Source organism: uncultured Pseudoteredinibacter sp. (genome assembly GCF_947500695.1).
GTDB lineage: Bacteria > Pseudomonadota > Gammaproteobacteria > Pseudomonadales > Cellvibrionaceae > Pseudoteredinibacter.
Window position 1 is genome coordinate 766947 of record NZ_CANMSS010000001.1, and the last position, 19788, is coordinate 786734.

Below are 19788 nucleotides of genomic sequence, written 5' to 3' on the forward strand. Positions count from 1 at the left end.
TAGCTGAATAGAATTTAAGCAGCTAACATAGGCCTCGAACACAAACTCAATGTCGCCTTTGCTATGAATTTACAATAAAAGACGGTTAATTATGGAAAAGCCCCAAGATAAACAGGACCAACAAGAAATAGATGCCACTCAAAAGCCCGGCTTTCTTGCTTTAATTGTGAGTACATTTGCCGCAGCATTTGGCGTACAGACAGATAAAAATCGCGAGCGCGATTTCCAACATGGCAATATTTATAGCTTTATCGCCGCCGGTATTCTTTTTACGGTCTTTTTTGTATTGGGGACGGTATTTTTAGTGAAGTTTATCTTGGCTGGAGATTAGAAAATCATCTAAACGCATAAGGCGTTAAAGAAATCACTGCCATAAAAAAACTCAGCAATCGCTGAGTTTTTTATGGTCTTAGCTCGACAATAATTAATGAGGCTCTACGCCCAATTGCTTCAGCAAAACACGCACCTGACCATTTAAGGCCACCACATTATCTTGCCCCAAAGACATATTTAAACGTCTTTGATGCTCATCAGCCTGCTGATTCAAGGTAAAGATAATACGACTACCTCTTGGCGTTAGGCACAGCTGTACGCAACGACGATCTACGCCATCTTGCTTACGCTCTAACAAACCTTTTTTAGCGAGGCGATCGGCCAAACGGGTTACCGCTGAGCGATCAATACCCAAATAATCAGCCACCTGGGCCGGAGTTTGAGCAATCTGATGGTATAAAACATTCATTACCATCCATTGCGGCCAAGTTACATCCGTATCGGCTAAGTTTCTATTAAAGGATTCCTGAAGCTCGTGACTTGCTCGGCCTAACCAAAACAAAAAACTATCATCCAGACGAAATCCATGACTGCTACTTAATGTTTCCATAACACACCCTTTTTGTGATTACGGAGTAGCAGGCTCTAATCCCTGTAAAGCACTCACTCTTTGGTGATTTATTGGACGTTTATTGCCCGCTAATCCAAAATATGCAAGTAGCCACGAATATTGTTATTAAGGCTACTGCTGCGATTGCATCTGCAGTACTGTCCGCTTGATCTTGTAAGCTTACTTCTTCATTCATTTTTATTGCTCCGCCTGTTATAGATTATTCAATGTACGAAGTACTTATATTTGATTGTATCTCTAATGCTTAAGGCTGCAAGGTGATTTTGGCCATATTCTCAATTGTTCTTAACATATGAATAGGCAATAGTTTTATATTCTATCGCGAACTGGTATTGTGCCGCTCTACGCGTGAATCTAGGGGTATATTACCGGCAAAATGCGGCGAAAAGATCGCATCTCCAGCCATTATCCCCAAAGCAATGGAATATTCCCCAAGGAAGTATTCTGAATTTTTATACCATTTGCTTATATGGCCTGAGAAAATGTACATCTACGACCAGCACGACCATAGCATTCTTCAACAGCGTGTTGAGCAGTTTCGCCAACAAACTGAACGCTATTTAGCCGGCGATCTCGCCGAAGAAGCCTTTTTGCCGCTACGTCTGCAAAATGGCCTATATGTCCAGCGACTCGCACCTATGCTGCGAGTGAATGTGCCCTACGGCATGATTAACAGTACTCAGTTGCGCCGTGTGGCCCGTGTCGCTCGAGATTACGACAAGGGCTATGTCCATATTAGCACTCGCCAGAACATTCAATTTAACTGGCCAGATCTCGCCGATGTCCCTGCGATCTTGGCAGAACTTGCCGAAGTTGAGATGCACGCGACTCAATCCAGCGGTAACTGTATCCGTAATACCACGGCTGACCAATTCGCCGGTATTGCGGAAGATGAACTATTAGACCCACGCCCCTATTGCGAAATTATTCGCCAGTGGTCTACTCTGCACCCTGAATTTGCCTTCTTGCCCCGTAAGTTCAAGATAGCCGTCAACGCCGCTAAAGAAGACCGTGCGGCAAGCCAGGTGCATGATATTGGCTTAGACCTGTATCAAAATGAAGCTGGTGAAACCGGTTTTAGAGTACGCGTAGGTGGCGGCCTTGGCCGTACACCACTGGTCGGAAGTGTGGTTCGCGAATTCTTACCTGAACAAGAGCTATTAAGCTATCTCGATGCGGTCTTACGGGTATACAACCAAAAGGGCCGTCGCGATAACAAATACAAAGCCCGAATTAAGATTCTGGTTAAAGCCATGGGACCAGGGGCATTTGCCGAATTAGTTGAGGCCGAATGGGAGCGCATACGTGAAGGCTATACTCGCCTCACCCAAGATGAAATCGATCGCGCCAAGAGTTTCTTTACGGAACCGGCTTATAGCAGCTTTGATACCGTCGCAGTTGATAACAGCATATCTGAACTAAGAGCTGAACATACCGCTTTTGACAAATGGCTAACCCGCAATGTTCGCCAACATAAAAAAGCGGACTATGCCTCTGTCACCCTATCGCTGAAGCCCACGGGCGTTGCACCTGGTGATGTTACCGAGAAGCAATTGGAAATCATTGCCGATCTTGCCGATGAATACAGCTTTGGCGAAGCGCGCACGACTCATGAGCAAAATATTGTTTTAGGCGATGTGGCCAAAGATAAGCTGTTTGAGCTCTGGCAAAAAGCCAAAGCTGCCGGTTTTGCTACCCCCAACATTGGTACCTTAACGGATATTATCTGCTGCCCAGGTGGTGATTACTGCTCACTCGCTAATGCCAAGTCAATTCCAATCGCCGAAGCCATCCAGCGTCGTTTTGCCGATATGGACTATTTATACGACCTTGGCGATTTAGATTTAAACATTTCTGGTTGTATGAACGCCTGCGCCCACCACCACGTCGGCCACATCGGCATTCTTGGCGTTGATAAAAAAGGCGAAGAGTTTTATCAGGTTCAGTTAGGCGGCAATGCCGGTAACGATACTAAGCTCGGCAAAGTACTCGGCCCGGCTTTTGATGCTGATGATATACCAAGCGTATTGGAAAAAATCTTGAATATCTTTGTAGATAATCGCCATGAAGGTGAAGAATTTCTACAAACCTATGAGCGCATCGGTATGGCGCCATTTAAGGAGCGTGTCTATGCCAAAGATCATTAAAGACGGCCAGGTTGTTGACGACAGCTGGCAACTGTTCGAATTAAGCGAAGATTCTGAACTGGCTAATGCTGCAGTGCCAACTGGTCAGTGGATCGTGCCCCTGCAACTGTGGTTAGCCCAGCGAGACAAATTAAAAGCTCGCTCAGATATCGGTATTCAGATAGGCATTGACGACGATATCGAATTGTTAGCTGATGACTACGACAGCGTGCCTCTTTTAGCTTTCGATTTTCCTGTGTTTATGGATGGCCGTGGTTTTTCAGCCGCTTTTTTGATTCGTGATCGCTTTGCCTTTAAAGGTGAGTTACGTGCAAGTGGTGCCTTTATTCGCGATCAACTCTGTTACTTGCAGCGCTGTGGCTTTAACGCCTTTGCACTGAGCGCAGAAGATTTAGAAGCCGCCAAGGATTCCTTAAGCGATTTGCAAGAAGCCTATCAGGCGTCGGCCGACAAAGCGCCTTTGTTCCGTCGCCGCGGATAAGCTCTCACCGATATGAGTTAGCAGCAAAGTCCTCATTGGGGCTTTGCTGAATCCCCCTCTAGCCCGCTCTCTCAGACTCCTTATCCCTAAGCCAGTCACAGCAAAGAACTACACATTCAAACCTTTGGCCAGTTTAAGCATCGCAGTAATCGCGTCAGCATATCTACATCTTAGGGCGGTACGAGAATAAATGATGCCAATGAAATTTCCAGAGCGACTTTCCAAATCGAGAATCTTTATATCAGGTATATGCTTTGGAATCTCAATAGGCATATCAATCGGTATGCTAATTTCCTATTTTTTTGGCGCTTAAAAACTGTTCGCAACAGCGCCAATTTAACTCACATCAATGGTTAAACTGTCACCCCAAAGAACAGCTTTAGGCACATATCTCATCAAAAACATGGCTCGATTTTATTGTTTTTCTAATTTGATAAAAAAGTACTAAAGAAACCGAGCGCTGCTCCGATAGCACATTTAGATGACTTGTAAATTATTGGTGTTGGAGCCATAGCCATGTCAAGCAGGCAAAGCCGGGGACAGGAAGTTCAGTTTAATGAAGATGAAAGGATCATCTCGACCACCGACTTAAACGGTGACATTACCTATGTAAACGACGTATTTATCCGCATTAGTGGCTTTACCCGCGACGAGCTCATCGGGCAACATCACAATATCATTCGCCACCCCGATATGCCCAAAGAGGCCTTCGCAAATCTCTGGGAGCACATTAAAAATGGCCAGGCCTGGGTGGGCGCCGTTAAGAATCGCTGCAAGAATGGTGATTATTATTGGGTGGACGCCTATGTCAGCCCAATCTATCAAAACGGAGAACATATCGGCTATCAATCGGTTCGCTCTGTACTCTCAGAGCGTTTAAAACACCAGGCCGAAGCCTTGTATCAATCGATAAATCAAGGCAAATCTCTAAACTTAGATCCCCAAGGAGCAATATCCACCCAGTTGATCTGGGGTGGCATCGCTACTTTGTTGATCACCATGCTATCGATTTTCTTTTTTGACAGCGGCGGCGCCAAAGCCGCTCTTATAGCCGCCGGTTTCAGTGCTTATATTTTATTTATCCAGCACCGTTTAAAGCTTCTCGGCTTTTTACGCAAAGACAGCCAAAAGCTGGTCAATAACCCATTGGCACAATATATCTACAGCAAAAACATGGGTGATCTCGGCGCCATTTATTTTGCAATGCATAAAACCAAGCTACAAATCAGAACCGTACTCTATCGACTTAGAGAGATTGCGGATAACACTTCTGATGTTATGCATACCAATAAGGATATATCAGCAAGCAATGTCAGAAACATCGCCGAGCAAACCGAAAGAATTGACTCAGCCAACAACGATATCGCGGACGTCAGCCAAAGCATCGACAAATTTTCAACGCGAATTACTGAAACCTCGCTAGCTAGTGGCAAGGCGAAAGCGGAGGCCATAAAAGGCCAGCAGCTAGTTGAACATCTGAGCTCCGACATCGAACATATGGCCAGCAATATCGACAAAGCGAGCCAAGCCACGGAAGGGCTTAAAAACCAAGTTGGTGAGATTGACTCGATAGTCAGCTTGATTACTGAAATCGCTGAACAAACCAACTTGCTTGCTTTAAACGCCGCTATTGAAGCGGCACGCGCTGGACCGAATGGAAGAGGCTTTGCTGTGGTTGCTGAAGAGGTTCGAACTTTGTCCAATCGCACTCAACAATCTACCAGCCAAATCAAACAGACCATGGAGCAGATCCAAAAGCAAGCCCAAGAAACAGCAGGCATAATGGACAAAGGCAAAGAAACTGCACTAGCCGGCCTAGAATACGCCGGCAAAGCCAACGAAGCCTTAAACAATATTACCGTACAAGTAGCCAATATTGCTGATGCTAACGCACAGCTATCAGAAGCTGCTCAACAGCAAGCTGGCTTAGTCAAAGATATAAACAATAGTATTGAAGATATACAGCAATTAGCCCACCAAACGAATGGCAGTTCAAAGCAGGCGGTAAATTCTAGCCTCGAGTTAGAGAACTTAGTAAATCAAATGGATTCCGCGGTGAAAGGTTCTAGCTTTTAAGCAATAACCGTCATTCTAAACGCTATTAAAAAGACCTTCAAAAAGTGCTTTTAAAAAGACGAAAGACATAAAAACAAAACCCATTTGGCAAACTGAATCACCAAATGGGTTCTCATTCAAGCTACAAAGACCGCGATGCAGCTACAGCATTAACTCAATACTTACCAAAAGCGGCGCTGATTTGCTCGCGCCCACCATTTACTGGCCAAGCGATCAATACTCGCCTCGATGGACAAACCGAGTTTTTCCGCCACAGATTTTTTATGGGTAAAGCTAAGTTGATAGATATCTCGCTCTTTGGCCTGTATTTGCAAATAAGCGTCACTGGTTTGTATTTCATCAATCAGCTTATTTTCAATTGCTTTAATACCGTACCAAACCTCTCCGGTTGCTACCGCCGCAATATCTAACTCTGGGCGACGCTCGCTGACATAGTGCTTAAAGAGCTCATGGGTTTCCTCTAGCTCTTCGACAAACTTGCTGCGGCCCTTTTCCGTGTTCTCGCCAAACATAGTCAAGGTGCGCTTGTACTCACCTGCCGTCAATATTTCCATATCGACGTCATGTTTTTTCAATAGGCGATTAAAGTTAGGGAGCTGCGCAAGCACACCAATTGAACCAAGTAAGGCAAACGGTGCCGCTAAAATTTTATCGCCGACGCAGGCCATCATATAACCGCCACTGGCCGCCACTTTATCAACACAAATAGTCAGACCGAGTTCCGCTTGACGAATCCGATCCAACTGGCTGGCGGCAAGACCATAGCTATGTACCATACCACCGCCACTTTCCAATCGCAGCACAACCTCATCACCCTTTTCAGCAATGGTGAGTAATGCGCTAATTTCTTCACGCATGGATTCGACTGGGCTTGCTTTAACATCGCCATCGAAATCCAACACAAACGTACGTTGACGCTTTGAATCAGCCTCTTCGTTTGTCTCTGTATCTTTTGCAGGCTCTTGTTTGGATTTCTTTTTAGCCAACTTCTTGGCGTCTTTTTGTTCCTGTTTTTTCTGCTTGGCCTCTTCTTTCTGTAGCTCTTTGTAAGCTTCAGGCTCTAGCGTGGCCGATCGCAATTGATCGCGGTACTGATCGAACTGATCGTTTAACTTCTTAACTTCGATACTGCCCTGCTCTTCCGAACCGCCACGCTTGGCAGAAGCCAAAATCGCTGCGATAAAACCAAAGGCAATAACGACAGTAATGGCTTTGGCCAAAAACAGGCCATAGTCACTCAAAAACTCCAAAATACTCTCCTATCGATTGGCGGCTTAGCGCCACTGATTTAATGCGTCACGCGCTTTATCATTTAAAGGCTTAGAGCTTAAGCCATTTGCGCTGAGACTAATTTCATACAAACCATCGTCAACCATTGGCATAAAGGTCGCGCTGCCAAAGGTGGTTCGCTGCAAAGATAATCGCTGATAATGGTTTTGCAGTAATTGCCACACATCAACACTGATACTGCTATTGAGGGGGTGTACGCTGCGCTCACTATCGCGCTCCTGTCCTAATGCATAATAGCGACCGCTAATACGATCTAAACGAAAACCGGGTTTTAGGTGCATCATGCCGCCAATATTTGGCCAACGGATGATACGCGCATCGACTTGCCACTGATCACCCTTTATTTCAAAGCGCTTTTCCTGACCATTGCCAAACAGCACATTAACTTCGTATTCCTGCGCCCCAATGGCTCTGGTACTAATCGTTGCTATGGCTTTTGGTTCATTAAGCTGCTGGTAGCTGTAGATGTCATAGGCGGCCAAAGCCACCAAAGCAGCCATTGCCAATACCGCCGCCGCGCAGCAACCGCGGATAAAACCTAAAATCCAGCCTGTACGCAAGATAATGCGCAAGCCCACATAAAGCAGCAGGACACTCAGCATTCCTATGCCAATTGCCAAGCCCATATAAACCATGCCGTACTCCTAGATCCTTAGCGAAAGCTGTCGACAAAATTTTGAACCAGCTGCCCTGAAATACTTACCGTTGGGGGCACCTGGGGCAGCTCACTGTAATGATACCAGTCAGCCTCAGCGATTTCCTCTTCATCCACATTTATATCGCCACTGTGATACTCAGCCGTAAAGCCCAACATCAACTGCCCTGGAAAAGGCCAAGACTGGCTTCCTTGGTAAAGCAAATTCTGAACCTGAACACCAACCTCTTCAAACACTTCACGATGCAAGCATTGCTCGGCACTCTCGCCCGCCTCCATAAAGCCAGCAAGACAGCTAAACATCGGGGTTTTGTATCGCTGATGACGCGCCAGTAAGCAATATTCACCACGCGTAACCAAAACAATGATGCAGGGTGAGATACGAGGGTAAGTATGTAAACCACAGCTGCCACAGACCCTGGCTCGATCTTTGGCATGGTAATGAGTAGTGGTACCACAGTGCCCACAGAAGCGATGGTTGCGATCCCATTGACACACCTGGCTTGCACGCCCGATTAGCTCAAACTCATCTTCACCTAAATGTGGCAGTAATTGGCGCAAGCCCAGCCATTGGCCATCAACTAAGGCATCTGCTGCTTCTAGGTAAATGGCAAAGAAATCTTGGTCATTATATTCGGCAATATAATGCAGCTCCTCGCGCTTTAAGCCAATCGACTCAGCATTGTCCTGCCACCACTGGAAGTCGACAGTTTGCCAGTGCTGCTCACTGGCCCAGACGCCCTCTTCAGCGATCAATAAGATCTTACAGCCCAGCTTAAAACGCTCGGAGGCTAAACCGAGGTCTTGGGGATGAACTATTGCACTCATTCTTCGTCAGCCGGAATAGACACAGGGAAGCCCAATGACATCAAACTCTCTTCACCCAGAATTAAAATGGACTCATCAGCTTGGTGCAGCGCGCCATAGCTAGCTAGATAGTATTCTAAACTGATTATAGAATCGGCCAAAGTTTCCAGTAAGGTATCCAGAGCCGGCGGCTGAGCACCAGAGAGCAATATTTGATCAACAAACTGCTGGATAGATTCAACCATAGCGCCAGCACGGCGCAAGGAAATCATATTTAAACCACCGCGCACACTGGTAATGGTGTTACTGATATTGCCAATATGATTAAGGTCGTAGCCGGATTCAGAATAAGAAGACAACGCCCGCTTAATCATCATTAACCCAGATTGGCTTTCGCTAATAACAATAGCTTCCGCCTCTGCCAATTGATTCCCAGCCACGGCTTCGCGTGTCGCCAAATGATTCAACTGATCTAAGTTGTCATCCGACAAAGAAAGATTTTCTAATCCCGCCACGGTGCTCTCTACATAGACAAGCGCATCAGCAACCGCAACTAGGCCATCACTTTGGTATTCCACCTCACCATCGTGCCAGTCTTGGATTTTACGCACCTGCTCACGCATAATTTGGTGGGCTCGACTTAAGCCCAAAACTGAAAGCGCATCGGTAATACGTTCGAGCGTAGCGATAAGTTCTTCAAAGTCGACGATCAAGCTATCGCCAGCCTGGGAAGCCATCTCCAGAATTGATTGGCTAACTTTAAACTCTTCGGCCAGTGCCTGTACCACAGAGTGCACTGTATTAAGACTAGGCCCATGCAACTCATGCTGAAACTTTTTAAGTTCGGCCTCGCTGTACCAAGCCGCGCCACCCAAGCTTTCTTGCAGTTGCTCTGTCAGGGCCTCATCAGGTAAACCTTGGCTAGCGAGATAAAGCAATTCTCTTAGCAACTCTAACTTTGGCGGCTGATCTAATACGGCTTCGCCTTCTTGTTGCAGGCGACGAATCTCTCGGTCAATGTTGCGTAATAGGATCTTACGACTCGCGGTCAATGTGACGCCTTGCTGCAAAGCATTCACCGCAGCACTGGCTACCCACCAAAACGTGGCGAATCGATAGCCCCCACAAACGGCCTGTAAACGCTGCAAAGAACGCTCCATTAGACCAAGTGCATTCATATTGGGAGAGCGAATAGTCTGCAACAAACCTAATTGGTACATATGCCGCAAGCGGCGACATAAGCCACCAAACTCTTCTCGTATGCTGCTACTGCTTTTATCCGGCGACTTGAGCAGGTGCAAATTCGCTGGAAAAAAATAACTTTCCGGTAACGGCGATTGCTGTGTACAAGCGCGCAGTTCATTAATCTGCGGAAGCAATAAATCGGGTAAGTTTAGTTTGCGCTGTGCGGTTAGCTCTAAGTATCTGGGGAGGATAAACAAACTCGCGCTAATAGCTGCAAAGTCATCCGTGCCGACACTACGGCCCTGCAAAATGGATTCAAGCAAACGCATTAACTCACTGCTCAGCAATTCTACTCCGCTGAGCTGCACCATTCTAACGGCACCATGTATTTGTGATACCAATGCAATGGCATCACCCAGCAAATCCATATTGTCTGTTTCGCGGCTAAACTGCTCTAGTTTAACTACCGCCATTTCAACATTGGCATTAAGCTCCGGCGAAACGAGGCTTAGGGAGACCAACTGTTTATATAAATCTGTCACCGCAATGTTACCTTCCAGGTGATCCTATTACGCTGTTCAATAATTGAGCGCCCCATATTTCATTGGCGTCTTAAGTACTTTTGAACACTAAGGGTTTAGACGAGCTTTTGTCGGCTATCAGCAGTTTATCCTGTTTACCGCATCGTTTTCGCAGCCCAGTCTACATATCTGACACAGAATGAAAAAACCAAAGGCGGACAGTAACATAGACAAGTAAAAGCTGGCTAGCAATCAGCTACTAGCAAACAATTTGGCGCCTGGAATGCCCTTTAATGATGAAATTTCGTGCGCCCTTTGGTCAGAATTTAGCCCATTCGATGCGAAAGGGACTAATAATCCTTCAAATAAAGCCGCTGTAGGATAAAGCGGTGGATTTCTAGCGGTGAATGTCTAAAATCAACCCAACCAAACGATGATGCTAGCAACAGCTAAGGATTCTTATAATGACAAAAACCATGGGCCAAGCGCTTACCAGTAACTTTCTAGGGCATGCCCCAGATTGGTACAAAAAAGCCATCATTGCCTTTTTAGTCATCAACCCTATCTTGATGGTAACTGTCGGTAAATACGTTACTGGCTGGGTTATTATCCTCGAATTTATCTTTACCCTAGCGATGGCACTAAAGTGTTATCCACTGCAGCCGGGCGGCTTATTAGCAATTGAAGCAATCGCGATGGGTATGGCCACACCAGAAGCGGTTAAAGAAGAGCTCTTTGTTAACTTTCCGGTAATCTTGCTACTGATGTTTATGGTTGCCGGTATCTTCTTTATGAAGGACCTGCTGCTTTACGTGTTCACCAAGATTCTCTTAGGCATACGCTCTAAGATGATTCTGTCATTCTTGTTCTGTTTAACCTCAGCGGTATTATCAGCGTTTCTTGACGCTCTCACCGTTACAGCGGTACTGATTACCGTTGCTGTGGGTTTTTACTCGGTTTATCACAAAATTGCCTCGGGCAAGAAATTTCATCATGAGCACGATCACGGCCAAGATGAAGAAGTTTATGAGTACCACCGTGAAGACCTAGATCGCTTCCGCTCCTTCTTACGCAGCCTAATTATGCACGGTGCCGTGGGTACCGCTCTAGGTGGCGTATGTACCGTGGTCGGCGAACCGCAAAACTTATTAATTGCCAATGTGGCCGGCTGGGATTTTATTACCTTTGTTAAGATCATGGCGCCGGTAACCATGCCTGTATTAGTAGCCGGTTTAATGACCTGTTTGCTGCTAGAAAAAACAGGCTGGTTTGGCTACGGCGCGACTCTACCTGAATCTGTGCGCGGCGTTCTAGAAGACTTCTCTGAAGAGGAAGATGCCAAGCGCACAATTAAAGATAAAGCCGCGCTAATAGTTCAAGCCTTGATCGGTTTAGTTCTGGTGGTATCTTTAGCCTTGCACGTAGCTGAGGTGGGTCTAATTGGCTTGATGATTATCGTCCTACTTACCGCCTTTAACGGCATTATCGACGAGCACCAGATTGGGCATGCCTTCGAAGAAGCATTGCCATTTACCGCCCTACTGGCTGTATTCTTTGCCATTGTTGCCGTAATTCACGCCCAGCACTTATTTCAGCCGATTACCGCACTCGTTCTTTCTTTGGAACCAGAACAACAAACACCGATGCTATTTCTTGCCAACGGTGTCTTGTCGATGATTTCGGATAATGTATTTGTGGCAACGGTTTACATCAATGAGATTAAAGCCGCTTTGGATGCTGGCACAATCACTAAAGAACACTTTGATAAGTTGGCCATTGCCATCAACACCGGTACCAACTTACCGTCTGTTGCAACGCCTAATGGTCAGGCTGCATTCTTGTTCTTGCTGACTTCAGCACTGGCGCCACTTATTCGTCTATCGTATGGCCGCATGGTCATTATGGCTCTACCTTACACCTTCGTTTTAGGTGGCGTTGGTATTGCCTGCGTTATCGCATTCGTATAAGCGCCTTCACGTAAGGATAACCGGGGCAGCAAACGCTGCCCCAAGCTTAGCCCCTCTTCCAATCGCCTGCTAACACTTAAACCACTTACCTTGCGCAATGACGACGCTTTATACCATTGGTTATGCGACAAAACCCTTTGATGAATTTTGCCAGCAACTCAAGCAATACAATGTTACTGCGCTAGTTGATGTTCGATCTGTGCCCTTTAGCCGCCGCTTTAAAGAGTACGACCAGCCCAACCTGCAACGCAATTTACCCGCACAGTCCATCTACTATATCTATATGGGGGATAAACTTGGACCACGCTCAAAGGACGGTCGACACTACAATAGCGACGGGCAAATTGACTTTGGAAAGCTGCAGGCAAGTAACTTGTTTTTAGCCGGAATTGATCGCCTAAAGAACGGCATCAGTAAAGGCTACGGCATTGCCCTTATGTGTGCTGAGAAGGACCCCGCGAGCTGCCACAGGAGCCTATTAATCGCGAATTTTCTGGAAGCTAACAGTAAATGGGAAATTCAACATATTCTTCATGATGGCGCGCTGGAAACCCAAGCTGAACTCATGAAGCGCTTAGTAGACGAGCATAAGCTAGAACAGGATATGTTTAGCTCTGCCGAAGATGTGAGGCTGCAGGCTTACCAAGCGCAGTGCTGCGCAGTGAACTATCGCCGCCCCAAAGCAGGCGGCGAGCTAGAAGCCGTCGACACCCCAAAAAAGAGTGTCACAAGCAATAAAGAGTGTCACAAGCAATAAAGAGTGATTATTCGGCCGGCATGCTCAGTGGTTCGGCACTCACAATTACACCATTACTATCGGCATAGACATATTCACCAGGAATAAAATCAACACCGGCGAAATTAACCGGCACGTTTAGATCACCCAAACCACGTTTCTCGGTTTTCAATGGAATGGTGCCCAAGGCCTGAACACCCAAGTCCAAAGTAGCCATAACGGCTGCATCACGGATACAACCGTAAATGATAATACCCTCCCAGCCGTTTTTAACCGCATTCTCGGCAATCATGTCGCCTAGCAGTGCTTTGCGCAATGAACCACCACCATCGACCACCATAACCTTACCGCGACCGTCGGTACCTGCTTGCTCCTTAACCAAGGAATTATCCTCATGGCACTTGATGGTCACTATTTGTCCACCAAAGTTTTCACGGCCACCAAAGTTACGGGTAATTGTTGGGATGGTTACTCGCACGAGCTCAGGATAAGCATCGCATAGATCCGGTGTTGCTATAGTCATATGACTTCCCTCAAGGAACGTTTGTGGCATGAAATGGATATGGCAAGCGTTGAGTATGGCAGCATCTTAACAGGCAAGCGCCAAAACCAAAGCTATAGCTATTATTCAGGAGATTTATTTAGACTGGAGTTTTACAGGCTAGGCGTTGATTTAGTTAAGTAAGACGGTTAAAGCTCAACCCCTAAAGTGTCGCCATCATAGGCAACGGGGTAATGACTTAACTTGAATTTAGGCTGTTCGATACACTGCATAGTGCTAAGGCTGAAACCCAGCCCATGAACAGGGCAACGTAGAACCTTACCATCACAGCTGCCATTCGCCAAAGAGCGCCCGGCATGGGGGCAACGACTGTCGATTAGATAACTTCGACCATTTTCATGAATTAGCAATATCTCTCGCCCTGCTACACGAAAACAGCCTCTATAGCCCTCAACAAGCCGGTGCAATTTGATCAGTGGGTAAAAGGCCAAATGCCAACTCCAGTTGCCCAAACCAGTGCTCTAAAGGAGCCCAAATAGAGGAGACTTCATCAGCTGACATCAACTGCTGTAACAGTTCTGTTGCCTCAAGGCCCCCAGCCAATGAATTGAGCTTGCCCTGTTCAATCAATTTGAGCAAGCCTGCATCGCCTTTGCTGGCGGCATTAGGGCGCTGAATGGCCATAGGCAGCTGGAGGCGCTCCAAGGCCGACCATAGATCGACATCTAAACTACGGCCTCTGCGGCCAAAAACGCCCTGTTCCCGCCAAAGCTGATGTCGCAAAGCCTTTGATTCCAACTCAGGCCCAAGCGTCTCGTTTCGCACGTCACCAAAACTGACCATATCGGCCAAATGGTTAGCCAAGGGCAAGCGGCGCAAGCTGCCTAGCGGAAACGGCTCACCTAGACCTAAAGCTGCACATAGTGACGTTTCACTCAATGCACCACAAGCTAAAGACATCAGCAATGCACCAAAGCCCTCATTATGCCCTAGCCACATGGGTGGCGTTTCGCAGACCTCCGCAACAAAAGCCACTGCAGCTGGAATATCGTAACGCGCATAGTCAGCTAAGGTATTATTTTCGAAACCGTCATTGACGATGGAAAGGCCATGTCCGCGCGCATCAAGCAACCACACATCAAGCCCCTTGCGGGCAAGCATCGGCGCCAAGCCGTCGTAAGATTCACCTAACCACATTTGGTGATTCTGATAACAACCATGAAATAAAATGAGCGGCGCTTGATTGCTGTGCTCAACATCCCGAGCACCTAACCGTGTGATAGCAAGCTCAACACTTTTATCAGGGCTATTATTGGGTTTGATTAAATACACGTCCTCTAGTAAATCACCTCTAGATTCGGCGCTTTCTAAACGAACAGGAAATAATCGACTACTACTTTTCACTCGGAATCCTTTAAATCACCCAGAGAGTTTTATTGTAAAGTTCTGGATTGCTAGCACGAAGCAAACATTCTAATTCGCAGCAATAATTTACAATCGACAGTACTTTTGTTTGGATATTTTTTGTACTCATAGACCTAAAACTTATCTATAGCTAATTATAGGTCAAATATGAATGGCGCCAGAAATATATTCTACATAAATCAGAATATTTCTTTATAAGCTGACTCGATATTCAATACAAAAATTTTTATCTTTGTAATTTAATCACTTGCGATCTGATGCTACGCTGAATAGTGAAGAATTCACGCCAAGTCCTTGTAGCAAGGTCGCGCTTTAGAACAACAATTGACGCTATAGTAATAGAGGCCAAATTGAAAAGCCCATTACATGAAATAACAGCTTTGAAGCTAGACTACATAAGGTTTTAGCGGTACACAGCCGACATTACTTTGCCCTATATATAGCTAAACGTTAGAATGGTGCGTTTATAGCCTGTACTGACACCACCGTTTTTTATGCTTTGCTTTGACCTACCCTACTTCTCGGACAGCGCCGATCTTTTTAAGCGCATCGCCAATTTACCAGGTGCCATTTGGCTAGACAGCTGCGCGCACGGCCCGCGTAGCGGCCGCTACGATATTATGTCCGCCCAACCCATCCGCACCATCAGTGTAGAAGACGGAAAATGCCTCATAAAAGAAAATGGTCAACAGCAAGAATATCGCGGCGACTTTTTTGAGTTGCTTGAAGAGCAAATTCAATCATTGCCAAGCGAATGCTCTAACACCCATATATTTTGTGGCGGATTACTGGGCTACATATCCTATGATCTTGGTATGCAGCTGCCATTTAACCGCGTAACAAGGCCCCCCAACAATAACTATATCGCTGATGCCCAAATGGGCTTATATGGCTGGGCAATTGTGCAAGATCACCACAGCCAACGCGCCTGGTGTCTAGGACCTGCTCTCGGCTCACAACAGCAACAGCAAATGGCCAAAGTGGTCGAGGCCTGTCAGAGTAAGGCTAGTCCAAAAGACATCGGCAGCTACCGATGCGGTAACTTCAAAGCCCAAATCAGCAAAACTCAATACCAAGAAAATATCGACAAGGTTCAAGCTTACATTCAAGCTGGCGATTGCTACCAAGTTAACTTTGCGCAACGATTTAGCGCTGATTTTTCAGGCGACTCCCTAAGTGCTTATTTGACCCTAAGACAAGCGCTCCCCTCGCCCTTTAGTGGCTATTTGAAGCTTGAGAAAGGCAGCATATTAAGCCACTCACCCGAGCGCTTTATTCGCGTTCAAGGTGACCAGGTGGAAACCAAGCCCATAAAAGGAACCATTGCTCGAGGAAATAGCGCAGAGCAAGATCAAGAACTGGCCCAAAGCCTCCAAAACAGTGAGAAGGATCGGGCTGAAAATCTCATGATTGTGGACCTATTAAGAAATGACCTCAGCCGTAACTGCAAACTCGGCAGCGTTCGGGTCCCTGAGCTGTTTGCCTTAGAAAGCTACCCCAATGTACACCACCTAGTCAGCACAATTACCGGCACCCTAAAAGAAGACAGTAGCGCCATCGAATTGATAAAGGACAGCTTTCCTGGCGGATCCATCACTGGCGCCCCGAAAAAGCGAGCTATGGAAATCATTGCCGAGCTCGAGCAGGAGCAACGCTCTATTTATTGCGGCAGCATGGTGTATATCAGTGCAAATGGAAATATGGACAGCTCAATTACTATTCGCACCCTCTTGGATGATGGCGAAGGCCAGATTCACTGCTGGGGCGGTGGTGGTATCACCGCAGACTCCTCCAGCGAGAGCGAATACCAAGAAAGCCTCACCAAAGTCATGAAACTAATGACTAGCCTACAGAACCATTCAAACGACACTAATTAAAGACACTCCTCCCACATGAGAGGGGTTCACGCCAAATTAGCCGTTAACTTCTCGCCTAATAGCGCGCAACGAAATCAAAAGAAGATAAAAAAACCGCGCAGGAGCGCGGCCACAACAAAGAGCGCCTAAGCGCTCTTTGTTGTGCGAGATCGTTTTAAGCAAGTAGTTTCACACAGCTGCGCCGATTAAAGCGATCGACGTTGCTATAAAAATAGGAATTTTTATAGCAACAGAAGGAAAAAGCAGCGCGGCCATAACTAAGAGCGCCTAAACGCTTTTAGTTATGCGAAATCGTTTTAAGCAAGCAGTTTCACACAGCTGCGCCGCTTAAAACGATCGACGCTGCTATAAAAATAGGAATTTTTATAGCAGCAGTAGGCAAATCAGAAGCGATAACCCAGATCCACACCTACCATACGAGGCAAGCGGCGAGCTACAGTATGAGAACCTACAGCACTACCAGGGCCGGTGTAATCCAACAGATCTTCTTCGTCGGTTAGATTATTTGCCCACAAAGCAACACTCCAAGTGTCATCAGAGCTGATTAAAGTAGCACGAGCATTCACAGTGAAATAATCTTCAATTTCTTCACCACGTAGCTGGCCGATACGGTCATCAACCCAGTTGTAATCCGCGCGTAATACCAAATCACCTACATCAGTTACCGGGATGGTGTATTCACCCATGATGTAGAACTTGTGCTCAGGAGTGTTAGCCAATGGCTCACCAGTCTGATCACGCTCACCAAAGATTACATCGTAACGAGTAATTTCAGTATCTAAGAAGCTGTAGTTTGCCGATAAGAAGAATGCATCAGTAACAGACCAGTACAATTCCATATCAACGCCCTTACCTTCAGCATCAGCGGTAGTAATGTTGTAGCTTGGAATCGCATTAGCAGGACCGATCAATTGCAGATCTTGTTTATTGTCATACTCATAGAAATAAGCAGCAACGTTATAACGCAGTTCGCCATCTAGGAAATCACCCTTAAAGCCGATTTCATAGTTGGTTACTTCTTCCTGATCGAAAGTTGGCTCGATACCTGGACCAAAGCTTAGACTGTTAAAACCACCAGACTTAAAGCCCGTTGCTACACTACCGTAAACCATGGCGTTTTGGCTGAAGAAATAATCAACTACTAAACGACCAGATAGAGCGTCCCAATCTTCATCGTATTGCTGAACAACATTAGCGCCATCAATACCGGAGTTAAAGAAGAAAACACCTAGCGGTAATGGCTGACCAAGAATATTAGTTACCAAATTATTGGCTGGGTTATAACCCGTTTGAACCGTAAAGCTCTTCTCGTCATAGGTATAACGCAAGCCCGCACTAATGTTCATATCGTCATTAACGGCATAGGTGAAATCGGTATACAAAGCACTACTCTCGTAGGTACCGGTATTACGTACAGATTCCTGCCAAGTTGGGTTATTGTTAATGCGCGCTTGAATTTGCGGCAACATACAACCACCAATGGCCGCAAAGGCACCGGCAGACGCTGCAACATCACCCGCATTCGTCGGACCACAGCTTACAATATGCAAAGCGCCAAATGGGCTAGCTGGATTAAATGGGTTTGGCGTAGCGGCATATGCAGAGAACAAGAAACTTGAAAGCGCCAAGCCCTCTAAGCCAGCGCCGGCCAAAGTACTACGAACGCCATTAACCACTTCGGCAACTTCTTGCTCGCTGGAATTAGCATCGATACCTAGTTGTGCACCAGTAATCTGCAAAGGAGTTGCCGCCAGTGCATTCGGGTCAGCTAACAAGGCATTATAGATTGCGAAGTTTTCCAACATGCTGGTGGTAGCGGTTGCTTCAGTGATGTGGTCGACATGCTCTTTGCTGTATGCCAAACCTACTGTCCACTTAAGATCATTCCAATCGCCGACTAGGCGAAACTCTTGTGAAAACTGATCTTGATCATCGATGTTTTCAGAAGCAAAATAATGGGAAGGATCAGAAGAACCATCTTCGTCGTTGATGAAGTTAACATTCATCGAACGGAAAGCCGTGATCGAGGTAAAGGTCGCGCTTTCGAATTCGTGATTCACTTCTAGTGAAGTACCAAACAAATCACGTTCTTCCAGCGATGTTTCATCTAGAGACACATCACCGTAAAGATCGTAAGCACCTTCAACATTGCCCGCGGCATAAACGCTTTCGGTAGTGGTATAGACGGTACCAGAGTTTTGCGAAAGCTCGCTGTACTCACCACGCCAAATAACTTCAGTGTTATCACTTGCATCCCAACGAATAGCCGCACGTACAGACTGGCTGTCAACATCGTTTAAATCTGGGCCATTATTGTTGTTCAAATAGCCATTGCGGTTATTCACCGTACCACTTACACGTGCTGCAACCGTATCACTAATTGGCTGATTTACGGAAAAACTAAATTTCTTTTTACCGTAGTTACCCAAGCTTAGATTTACTGAGCGCTCGGCCTCATCACCAGGTTTTTTGGTAATGTAATGTATCGCACCACCGGTGGCATTACGACCAAACAAAGTACCCTGCGGGCCTTTCAAAATTTCAATGCGCTCAACATCTTCTAGTGGAATCTCTGCACCAGCACCACGAGCGGCGTAAACACCATCAACATAGAGCGCAACTGCAGGATCAGAACCTACGGTGAAGTCATCGGTTTGAATACCACGCACATTATAATTTGGCTGCGTAACACTCTCATTGTTCATTTCAACACCAGCCGTGGCACGACCGATATCACTGATGCTTTCAGCACCCATCTCTTTTAGCGCGTCGCCACTAAAAGCAGAAATAGAAATAGGCACATCTTGCAAATTTTGCTCACGCTTCTGGGCGGTTACAACAACTTCTTCTAACAAAGAAGACGCTTGCACCCAAACAGGCGCAGCAGTTACAGCGCTTAAAGCAACCGCAACGGACAGACTTTTTACGGGAAACGGAATTCGATTGTGTTTCATACTCTTCTCAAAAATATTTTGTTCTAAAAATAAGCAATCGCTAAAACAACAAAAAGCGCAGCATTATAGAACAATAGAAATCGCAATCGCTTGCCGAGACGACCATATGAACTGTCATTTTTAACCAACTTTCTTTACACACAAGGCAAATTGATCACTTAGTCGGCAACCAGTGTACGATACGCACTATTTTAGGTGCACAACGTTTCCCATTCGAAAAAAGTAAATGATATTTTTTGACGAAAATATGACATTAGAAGC

Annotated in this window: 16 protein-coding genes; 7 read left to right on the forward strand and 9 right to left on the reverse strand. The window is 46.1% G+C overall.

Going from position 1 to position 19788, the window contains the following annotated elements; all coding sequences use genetic code 11:
- Positions 1-91: 91 nt before the first annotated feature.
- Positions 92-331 (forward strand): DUF2970 domain-containing protein, encoded by a 240-nt coding sequence (locus tag Q1A08_RS03055; protein WP_299769553.1) that lies wholly within the window; start codon positions 92-94, stop codon positions 329-331.
- A gap of 93 nt (positions 332-424) precedes the next feature.
- Here the strand turns inward: Q1A08_RS03055 and Q1A08_RS03060 are convergent, their stop codons facing one another.
- Complete coding sequence (locus Q1A08_RS03060) at positions 425-883, reverse strand: MarR family transcriptional regulator (RefSeq protein ID WP_299769556.1); 459 nt, start codon at positions 881-883, stop codon at positions 425-427.
- 503 nt (positions 884-1386) lie between these two features.
- Here Q1A08_RS03060 and Q1A08_RS03065 point away from each other — a divergent pair.
- From Q1A08_RS03065 to Q1A08_RS03075, 3 genes are all read left to right on the forward strand, one after another.
- Positions 1387-3051: a nitrite/sulfite reductase gene (locus tag Q1A08_RS03065; protein WP_299769559.1), complete on the forward strand. Its 1665-nt coding sequence runs from the start codon at positions 1387-1389 to the stop codon at positions 3049-3051.
- Positions 3035-3532 (forward strand): DUF934 domain-containing protein, encoded by a 498-nt coding sequence (locus Q1A08_RS03070; RefSeq protein WP_299769562.1) that lies wholly within the window; start codon positions 3035-3037, stop codon positions 3530-3532. Before Q1A08_RS03065 ends, Q1A08_RS03070 begins: the two co-directional genes overlap by 17 nt.
- A 516-nt stretch (positions 3533-4048) precedes the next feature.
- Positions 4049-5608 (forward strand): PAS domain-containing methyl-accepting chemotaxis protein, encoded by a 1560-nt coding sequence (locus Q1A08_RS03075; protein ID WP_299769565.1) that lies wholly within the window; start codon positions 4049-4051, stop codon positions 5606-5608.
- A gap of 161 nt (positions 5609-5769) precedes the next feature.
- Here Q1A08_RS03075 and sohB read toward each other — a convergent pair whose 3' ends face one another.
- From sohB to Q1A08_RS03095, 4 genes are read right to left on the reverse strand one after another with little or no spacing between them, the layout of a single operon-like run.
- A complete protein-coding gene (sohB, locus tag Q1A08_RS03080; protein ID WP_299769568.1) occupies positions 5770-6858 on the reverse strand; it encodes a protease SohB in 1089 nt (362 codons plus the stop codon).
- Between the two features lie 24 nt (positions 6859-6882).
- Positions 6883-7533, reverse strand: coding sequence for a cation/multidrug efflux pump (locus Q1A08_RS03085; RefSeq protein WP_299769571.1), 651 nt, complete (start codon positions 7531-7533; stop codon positions 6883-6885).
- Positions 7534-7550: 17 nt separating this feature from the next.
- Positions 7551-8381, reverse strand: coding sequence for an NAD(+) diphosphatase (nudC, locus tag Q1A08_RS03090; RefSeq protein WP_299769574.1), 831 nt, complete (start codon positions 8379-8381; stop codon positions 7551-7553).
- Entirely contained in the window at positions 8378-10087 is a 1710-nt protein-coding gene (locus tag Q1A08_RS03095; protein WP_299769576.1) for a pilus assembly protein, read from the reverse strand. Before Q1A08_RS03095 ends, nudC begins: the two co-directional genes overlap by 4 nt.
- 443 nt (positions 10088-10530) lie before the next feature.
- Here Q1A08_RS03095 and nhaB point away from each other — a divergent pair, with 443 nt between their 5' ends.
- Entirely contained in the window at positions 10531-12033 is a 1503-nt protein-coding gene (gene nhaB / locus Q1A08_RS03100; protein WP_299769579.1) for a sodium/proton antiporter NhaB, read from the forward strand.
- Between the two features lie 97 nt (positions 12034-12130).
- On the forward strand, positions 12131-12790 hold the full coding sequence (locus Q1A08_RS03105) for a DUF488 domain-containing protein (protein ID WP_299769581.1): 660 nt from the start codon (positions 12131-12133) through the stop codon (positions 12788-12790).
- A 7-nt stretch (positions 12791-12797) separates the two neighbouring features.
- Here the strand turns inward: Q1A08_RS03105 and rraA are convergent, their stop codons facing one another.
- The 3 genes from rraA to Q1A08_RS03120 form a co-directional block, all read right to left on the reverse strand.
- A complete protein-coding gene (gene rraA, locus Q1A08_RS03110) occupies positions 12798-13292 on the reverse strand; it encodes a ribonuclease E activity regulator RraA (RefSeq protein WP_299769584.1) in 495 nt (164 codons plus the stop codon).
- A gap of 167 nt (positions 13293-13459) precedes the next feature.
- Entirely contained in the window at positions 13460-13783 is a 324-nt protein-coding gene (locus tag Q1A08_RS03115; RefSeq protein ID WP_363323478.1) for a Rieske (2Fe-2S) protein, read from the reverse strand.
- On the reverse strand, positions 13722-14675 hold the full coding sequence (locus Q1A08_RS03120) for an alpha/beta fold hydrolase (protein WP_299769587.1): 954 nt from the start codon (positions 14673-14675) through the stop codon (positions 13722-13724). The genes Q1A08_RS03115 and Q1A08_RS03120 overlap by 62 nt, the downstream gene beginning before the upstream one ends.
- Before the next feature lie 515 nt (positions 14676-15190).
- Between Q1A08_RS03120 and pabB the strand changes: the two genes are divergently transcribed.
- Positions 15191-16573, forward strand: a complete 1383-nt coding sequence (gene pabB / locus Q1A08_RS03125) for an aminodeoxychorismate synthase component I (RefSeq protein WP_299769589.1) — start codon at positions 15191-15193, stop codon at positions 16571-16573.
- Between the two features lie 383 nt (positions 16574-16956).
- Here the strand turns inward: pabB and Q1A08_RS03130 are convergent, their stop codons facing one another.
- Positions 16957-19527: a TonB-dependent receptor gene (locus Q1A08_RS03130; RefSeq protein ID WP_299769592.1), complete on the reverse strand. Its 2571-nt coding sequence runs from the start codon at positions 19525-19527 to the stop codon at positions 16957-16959.
- Between the last annotated feature and the right edge of the window lie 261 nt (positions 19528-19788).

Bases quoted from the DNA above. Each gene is read 5' to 3' on its own strand.
- Q1A08_RS03055 (WP_299769553.1), top strand. From the start codon at position 92: ATGGAAAAGCCCCAAGATAAACAGGACCAACAAGAAATAGATGCCACT.
- Q1A08_RS03060 (WP_299769556.1), bottom strand. From the start codon at position 883: ATGGAAACATTAAGTAGCAGTCATGGATTTCGTCTGGATGATAGTTTT.
- Q1A08_RS03065 (WP_299769559.1), top strand. From the start codon at position 1,387: ATGTACATCTACGACCAGCACGACCATAGCATTCTTCAACAGCGTGTT.
- Q1A08_RS03070 (WP_299769562.1), top strand. From the start codon at position 3,035: ATGCCAAAGATCATTAAAGACGGCCAGGTTGTTGACGACAGCTGGCAA.
- Q1A08_RS03075 (WP_299769565.1), top strand. From the start codon at position 4,049: ATGTCAAGCAGGCAAAGCCGGGGACAGGAAGTTCAGTTTAATGAAGAT.
- Q1A08_RS03085 (WP_299769571.1), bottom strand. From the start codon at position 7,533: ATGGTTTATATGGGCTTGGCAATTGGCATAGGAATGCTGAGTGTCCTG.
- nudC (WP_299769574.1), bottom strand. From the start codon at position 8,381: ATGAGTGCAATAGTTCATCCCCAAGACCTCGGTTTAGCCTCCGAGCGT.
- nhaB (WP_299769579.1), top strand. From the start codon at position 10,531: ATGACAAAAACCATGGGCCAAGCGCTTACCAGTAACTTTCTAGGGCAT.
- Q1A08_RS03105 (WP_299769581.1), top strand. From the start codon at position 12,131: ATGACGACGCTTTATACCATTGGTTATGCGACAAAACCCTTTGATGAA.
- rraA (WP_299769584.1), bottom strand. From the start codon at position 13,292: ATGACTATAGCAACACCGGATCTATGCGATGCTTATCCTGAGCTCGTG.
- pabB (WP_299769589.1), top strand. From the start codon at position 15,191: ATGCTTTGCTTTGACCTACCCTACTTCTCGGACAGCGCCGATCTTTTT.
- Q1A08_RS03130 (WP_299769592.1), bottom strand. From the start codon at position 19,527: ATGAAACACAATCGAATTCCGTTTCCCGTAAAAAGTCTGTCCGTTGCG.